Below are 6,402 nucleotides of genomic sequence, written 5' to 3' on the forward strand. Positions count from 1 at the left end.
CGGCGCGTTCAAGATCTAGGACATCGATCCGCTCCTCCGCCTTCTCTGCTTCTACATGTCGATCTGGACGTTCTGGGAAACGAGCTGCCCGAACCGCTTGTGGATCGCCAGCGCCGGATCGAGCGGCACCTCGACTGGCCGCACATCGGCGGGGATGCTGATCGTCGGCGCGGAGCGAATCGAGCGGCCGGCAAATTGCGGCAACCACGACCGCTGGGCCTCGAGCATTTCGCTGGCCATGTCGCGGATCTCCTTCAACGTACAGACGGCGGCCGTCAGCGGGTCGAGCGCCAGCGCGTGGACGATGTGCTCCGGGTCACCACTCAGCGCCGCCTCCGCGATCAGCTGCTGCACGAGCACGTTCGTCGTGCAGGCCGCGGCGCACTGCGGCGGGAGCTTGCCGACGCGCGTCGGCCGCAGGCCGGTGTCGTCGGCATAGGTGGGCACCTCCACGCAGCTGTCCGCCGGCAGGTTGTCGATGTAGTCCCCACCACTGCCCCCGCCGTTGTAGACGTTGCCCATGAACCGGAATGGCTTCCCGGTGACCACCGCTTCCAGAATCCAACTGCAGTACTCGGAGCTACGGCCCTCGATCGCGGTCGTCTCGAACTGCAACGGGTCGACTTTCGCGTACTTTTCGGCCATCGTCTTGCCCCACTTGTAGTACGCGCCGCTCTCGCCGCCGAATGCTGGCTCGTCGCAGTAGAGCCCCAGCGCCTCGGCGCTCTTGCGGAACCACGGCACGTACTCAGACAGGTGCCCTGTGCTCTCGGTCATGAAGTAGCCGAAGTGACGGAAGACCTCACCGCGAACCTTCTCGTTCTTGTAGTACTCCGGCCGCTCGAATTTCTCGCGCAGCTCGGGATACAAATCACGCCCCTGATGTTCGAGGCGCAGGAACCAGTCCATGTGGTTGATGCCGCCGCAGGTGTAGGTGATCTCGCTCTTGTCGGCGATGCCGCAATAGCCGGCGAACAGGTCGAGCGTCGTCTGCACGCCGTGGCACAAGCCGACGAACGGCACCTGCGTCGACCGCCCCAGCGCCAGGCAGTTGGCGGCCATCGGGTTGGCGTACTGCAGCATGATTGCGCCGGGACGGGCCACCTCGGCCATGTCTTTGGCGATGTCGACGAGCACGGGAATATGCCGCAGCCCGCGAAACGCGCCGCCCGGCCCTAGCGTGTCGCCGATGCATTGGTCGACGCCGTAGCGCAGCGGCACCTCGTAGTCGACGCCGAAGGCCTCGAAGCCGCCGACCTGAATCATCACGACGACGAAGTCAGCATCTTTGATCGCCTCGCGTCGGTTGGTCGTGGCCGACACGGTCGCGGGCAGGCGGTTGTCCTTGATCATCCGGCCGACGAACGCCTCCATCCGCCGCAGCTTCGTCTCCGTCGGGCTCATCAACGCGAACTGGCTGTCGTGCAGCCCGGGCGTCGCGAGGATGTCGCTCACCAGCGTCTTGCAGAACACCACCGAACCGGCACCGATCATCGCGATCTTCTTCGACATGAGATTTCTCCGCTTGTTCGATCAGAGGGATCAGACGCCCTCGTTGTACAACACGTGCAGACCCTCTTTGCCCGGCGCGACGACGTCGAGCCGGCCGGTGCCGCGAAGGTCGGCCATCGCGAACTGGATGCCGCAGCCGCATCCGAAGCCCGGCGGGCCGTGGCTAATGACCTGCTTGGCAAAGCCGCTACCGGTCCACTTGAAGTAGTAGACGCCAATGTCATCGTACTCGCCGGGGTCGTGCCCGCAGTGGGCAAGGTAGCGCTTGCCCGTGACAAGCTCGGGCAAACCGTCGTCGTCGATGTCGGCCCAGTGCAGGTCGTGGTACTGGCTGTTGAACGGGTCGATCGGTTGCTTGTCCCACTTCCCGGCGGGCGTTCGTTTCCACCAGCTCAGGCCGTAGCTGTGAGAGTTGCCGACGATCAGCTCGGCTTGTCCGTCGCCATCGACGTCGGCGACGATGACCGGAATGCTGGCGTCGCGGCCGATGTCGGGTCCAGGTGTGAGTTCCCACACGTCCCCCAGCGGCCGGCCGGTCTGCTTCAGAATGCCCTTCGGCGTGACGAACTCCGGCCGGCCGTCGCCATCGACGTCGCCAAACCCCAATCCGTGGCCAAGGCCCGATGGGTAGAGCACGTGCTTCGCGAACTTGCCAGGCCCGACGAGCTTGTACGCGCACAGCGGGTGGCCTGGCGTGTTCGGGACGATCTCCAGTTGGCCGTCACCATCGACGTCCCAGGCCCGCGTCGTCTCGACGTTTCCAATGCCATCGGCGATTACGTGCTCGGCCCATGGCTTCATCTCCCAGCCGAACGTGTGGTTGCCGGGGTTCTGTCGCCAGCGGAGGTTGTTGCCCCACCAGCCGCCGGTGACGAAGTCCAGCCGTCCGTCGCCGGCGATGTCCATCGGGATGACGCTGAACTCGTCGTAGTAGTCGCGGTAGCGCCGCAGATCGTCGGCGATGATGAACTTCTCGCGAAAGTCCGGGCCCTTGTACCAGAACCCGCCCGTGACGATGTCCGGCACACCGTCGCCATCGACGTCAAACACGGCCACGGCCTCGAATGCCTCGGCGGAAATTAGCTGTTTGGTCCACTTCACTGTAGGCATAAGTATGCTCACTTGGGCTGCTGCGCCACGAATTCTCGGTAGATGTCCTCGAACAGCCGCACGTCGTGCAGCGTGTCCTGGGCACTCGACGGGAACGGTTCGCCGCTGCGCACGCATCGCAGGAAGGCTGCGGCCTCCTCGCGGTAGCTCCACTGCGGGTCTGCGAACTCCTTGACCAACTGCGGTGCCTGACCCGGCTTGGCCGGCCGATACAGTTCGACCGTCGCCGGCACGTTCTTCTGCATGAGCGGCGGCGCCTCGGTCCGCAGCCAACCGTTCTTGAAGTAGATCTGAGTGTGCTCTTCCCACCCGTGATAGCCGGTGTAGGCGCTCTCGACCGTGCAGCGGGTGCCGTTGATCTCAAGCACCACGACGCCGGTCATCCCATCCGTATCGAGCTGCACAGTTTTGACCACCGGTGCGGAACTCTCGCCCGGCTTGGAGAGGAAGAACCGCAGCAAGTTGACGTTATGCGTCCACTGCTGCAGGTAACCAAGGTAGCTGTTGTGCCACTCGCTCGGCAGCCATTCAGGGCACTCGGCGGGCGCGGGCGGCGGCGTTTCGGGCGATCGGTCCATCACCACGTTCGGGTCGGCCGCGTACGTCCAGTTGCCGCCGAAGCCATGATTGCGAGCGAACAGGATCGGTCCCGCCTCGCCGCTGGCGCGCCACGCGTCCAGGTGCCGCTTGAGCAACAGGTTGCCCGGGTCGTACCGCTTCATGTACGCCACGAACACGCGGGCGTCCGGCTTCTGCGCCGCGACGATGCGTTCGGCCCGCGCGGCGTTGACGGCCATCGGCTTCTCCATGAAAACGTGCTTGCCCGCCCGCACCAGTTCCTCGGCGATCTTCCCCTGCAGCGCGTACGGCGCACTGACGCCGACCGCCTCGATGTCCGCGTCGATCGCGATCTCCTCGTGGCTGCGGTACAGCTTGCGGATGCCGAAGCGGTCGGCCACGCGCTTGCCGAGGTCCTGCCGCACCTCGGCAAGGCCGACGAACTCGCAGTCCTTCAGACTTCGAAAGTTGGGGATGTGGATCGTTTGCGCGACGAAGCCGCAGCCGACGTACGCGAATCGCACGGGCCGTGATGGATTGGTGTCTGCCATGGTCTTCAACATGCCACACCCCACGGTGACGTCCATGTCGAAGGTTGCTTTGCTTTTGGCATTTCGTGCGGTAGCTTCGATGCACATGGTGCGGCTGCTCGCGGCGTCTCAGCTCGTTTTCCTGCCCGATTGGACGATGGGACGTCACGTGCACGAGCGTTTTCATGAGCTGATCGTGCTCACCAGTGGGGCAGTTGAGGCCCGCGTGGAGCCCATGGCGGATGACGGCGCCGGCCGCGCCGCGCAGACGGTGACCGCCCGGGCCGGTGAGTCCCTGCTGTACGCCCGTCGGGCGTCGCATGCCGAGCGGTCGGTCGACCACCGACCGGTCAACATGGTCTGCATCTCGTTCGAGGCCGACGACGACGCGTTCGCGGCCGACGGGCCCGGCCCCGTGTGGTCGGCGGACGCCGCTGGGCGCGTCGCGGTGCTGGCCAGATGGATGACGGAACTGACACCGGCGGCGTGCGACGCCGACCAGCGGACGCTCGACGCGCTGCTGACGGCCCTGCTGGCCGAGCGGTCGGCCCGGGCCCGGGAGGAGGACCAGCTCGTGCAACTTGTCCGCCAACACGTCCGCGACCACCTGGCTGAGCGCATCTCGCTTGGCGACCTTGCCGACGCCGCCTGTTTGTCGCGATTTCATTTCGCCCGCCGGTTCCGGGTGGCGGCGGGCATGTCGCCAATGGCGTTCGTGCGCAGCCAGCGTGTCGACGCCGCCCGCGCACTACTGATGACGCGCAGCGTGCCACTGCGGGCCGTCGCCCGCACGGTTGGCCTCGGTAACGAGTTTCACCTGTCGCGCGTCTACAAGCGCGTCACCGGCCAGACGCCTCGCCGCAATACGCCGGGCGGCTGACGACTTATCTCCTGAAAATTCTTCTGCCCCACTCCCCGTGCGCGGGGCAAGGGTGGGAAGCAATTCGGCCCAGTTCAAGCACCTGAGGCTCACCGCGATCAAGAAGCTTGATGATGGTGGAAGGCAACGTTGCTTGCAGGCGCGTGTACAGAGTTTGTGTGCGGCCGCAGCATCTCCTACATCGAATGCGATCGACCTGCGTCCTGATCGGCGTGTTCCGTTTACTTGAGGACATTGAACCATGACGAGAATTGGAATCATCGGCGCTGGCGGCAACGCGACGGGACATGCCCAATATTACACGGCCAACCCGCGAACGCGCGTCGTGGCGATCGCTGATCCGGATCGCGGTCGGGGCGACGCGCTGGCCACCGAGTGCGGCGCCCGTTGGGTAAGCGACTACCGCGAGTTGCTGGATGAGGTCGACGCGGTCGTCGTGTCTTCGCCGAACTGGTTGCATGTGGAACACGCGACTGCGGTCGCGCGGGCGGGGCTGCACGTTTTCTGTGAGAAGCCGATGGGCCTGAACCTCGCCGAGGCACAGCAGATCGCCGGGGCCGTGGCCGAGGCCAAGGTTGTGTCGGCCGTCGGCTTCGCAGTGCGGTTCGATCCACCCATTCAGACGATGGCTCGCCTGGCGCGTGAGGGGACGCTGGGCCAACTGCGCTCGCTTTGGTCGCGGCGCGTGTTCTCGATCGGTACCGGTGGCGCGCCCTGGCGCACGGACCCGAGCCGCAGCGGCGGCGTGCTGTACGAGATCAACCTGCACGAGCTCGACTGGCTACTGGCCATTGCCGAGGAGACGGGGGGCCGATTGAACAGCGTCTACGCGCGCGTTTGGGCCGCCGACCGGTCGCATCCGCGGGCCAACGACCACAATTGGATCACGCTTGGCTTCGCCGGGGGCGTCACCGCGACCCACGAGGGCTCATGGTCATCGCCCACCGTCAACTTCTACCGCGGCGTCGAGGGATCGACCGCCAGCGCCGTCACAAACGAGTGGGGCAACGACCTGTTCCTGACGCTCCTGGGCCAGTCCCGCACGCCTTACGCCTGTGACGAAGCGTTCGACCTGCGCGGACACTTTCTCGATTGCATCGAACGCAAATTGGAGACGGTCGCGAGCGTCGCCCGCAGCCTTCGCGTGATGGCCGTGGCCGAGGCGGTGCTCGAATCGAGCCGGACCGGGAAAGCGATCGATTTTGCCTAGAGCGTGTTATGCACCTTCCAGTTCAGAAACTGGCTTGGGTGCCACGGTTTGGTACTCCAAGCCGTGCCGGATGCGGGGGTGCAGGTCGACGACACGACCGTGATGGTCACGCAGGGCGGTGGGCCATTCCGCCCTTTCCAGTCGGGCTGCGCGTCTCGCCGTAGTCGCACCCTCCCCCTTACCCGACGGTGATCGCATCGAGGTTGACGCCGTTGGCGGTCATGTTCGTTAGGCGGATGACGTTGCTGCCGGCGAGCAGGTCCAGCGTTAGCGTCAGTTCCCTCCACGTGGTCCAGCTCCCGGTGCCGGTCATGGCCAGGCTGCCGTGCGCCACCACGCCGTTGACCGACACGCTCAGCGGCCGATCGCCCGCCGACCCGTTCGCGTACCGGAGCGTCACCATCGTCGGCCCCGCCGTTGTGCGGCCGACCGTCAGCTGCACGTACGAGCCGGCGCCGCCGAAGTCGGCGTAGCCGCTGCCGGCGTAGCCACCGTTGGTCGTCTGCCGCGTCACGCCGACCATCGTCGCCGACTCCGCCTGCACCGTCACCGACGGCTGAACCGGCGGCGGCGGTGGTGGCGTGACCGTGCCGCTGGTGATC

At 65.8% G+C, this 6,402-nt stretch carries 6 protein-coding genes; 2 read left to right on the forward strand and 4 right to left on the reverse strand.

What is annotated here, in order from left to right; all coding sequences use genetic code 11:
* Positions 1–51: 51 nt before the first annotated feature.
* From melA to VGN72_17495, 3 genes are read right to left on the reverse strand one after another with little or no spacing between them, the layout of a single operon-like run.
* Positions 52–1,512, reverse strand: coding sequence for an alpha-galactosidase (melA, locus tag VGN72_17485; GenBank protein ID HEV7301163.1), 1,461 nt, complete (start codon positions 1,510–1,512; stop codon positions 52–54).
* A gap of 30 nt (positions 1,513–1,542) precedes the next feature.
* Complete coding sequence (locus VGN72_17490; protein HEV7301164.1) at positions 1,543–2,622, reverse strand: VCBS repeat-containing protein; 1,080 nt, start codon at positions 2,620–2,622, stop codon at positions 1,543–1,545.
* Positions 2,623–2,630: 8 nt separating this feature from the next.
* Positions 2,631–3,731, reverse strand: coding sequence for a Gfo/Idh/MocA family oxidoreductase (locus VGN72_17495; protein HEV7301165.1), 1,101 nt, complete (start codon positions 3,729–3,731; stop codon positions 2,631–2,633).
* An 85-nt stretch (positions 3,732–3,816) separates the two neighbouring features.
* Here VGN72_17495 and VGN72_17500 point away from each other — a divergent pair, with 85 nt between their 5' ends.
* Positions 3,817–4,590, forward strand: coding sequence for an AraC family transcriptional regulator (locus VGN72_17500; GenBank protein HEV7301166.1), 774 nt, complete (start codon positions 3,817–3,819; stop codon positions 4,588–4,590).
* Positions 4,591–4,831: 241 nt separating this feature from the next.
* Positions 4,832–5,800 (forward strand): Gfo/Idh/MocA family oxidoreductase, encoded by a 969-nt coding sequence (locus VGN72_17505; protein ID HEV7301167.1) that lies wholly within the window; start codon positions 4,832–4,834, stop codon positions 5,798–5,800.
* A gap of 178 nt (positions 5,801–5,978) precedes the next feature.
* Here VGN72_17505 and VGN72_17510 read toward each other — a convergent pair.
* The coding region (locus VGN72_17510; GenBank protein HEV7301168.1) for a carbohydrate-binding protein at positions 5,979–6,402 on the reverse strand (424 nt) is incomplete at its 5' end.

Source organism: Tepidisphaeraceae bacterium (genome assembly GCA_035998445.1).
Classification (GTDB): Bacteria; Planctomycetota; Phycisphaerae; order Tepidisphaerales; family Tepidisphaeraceae; genus DASYHQ01.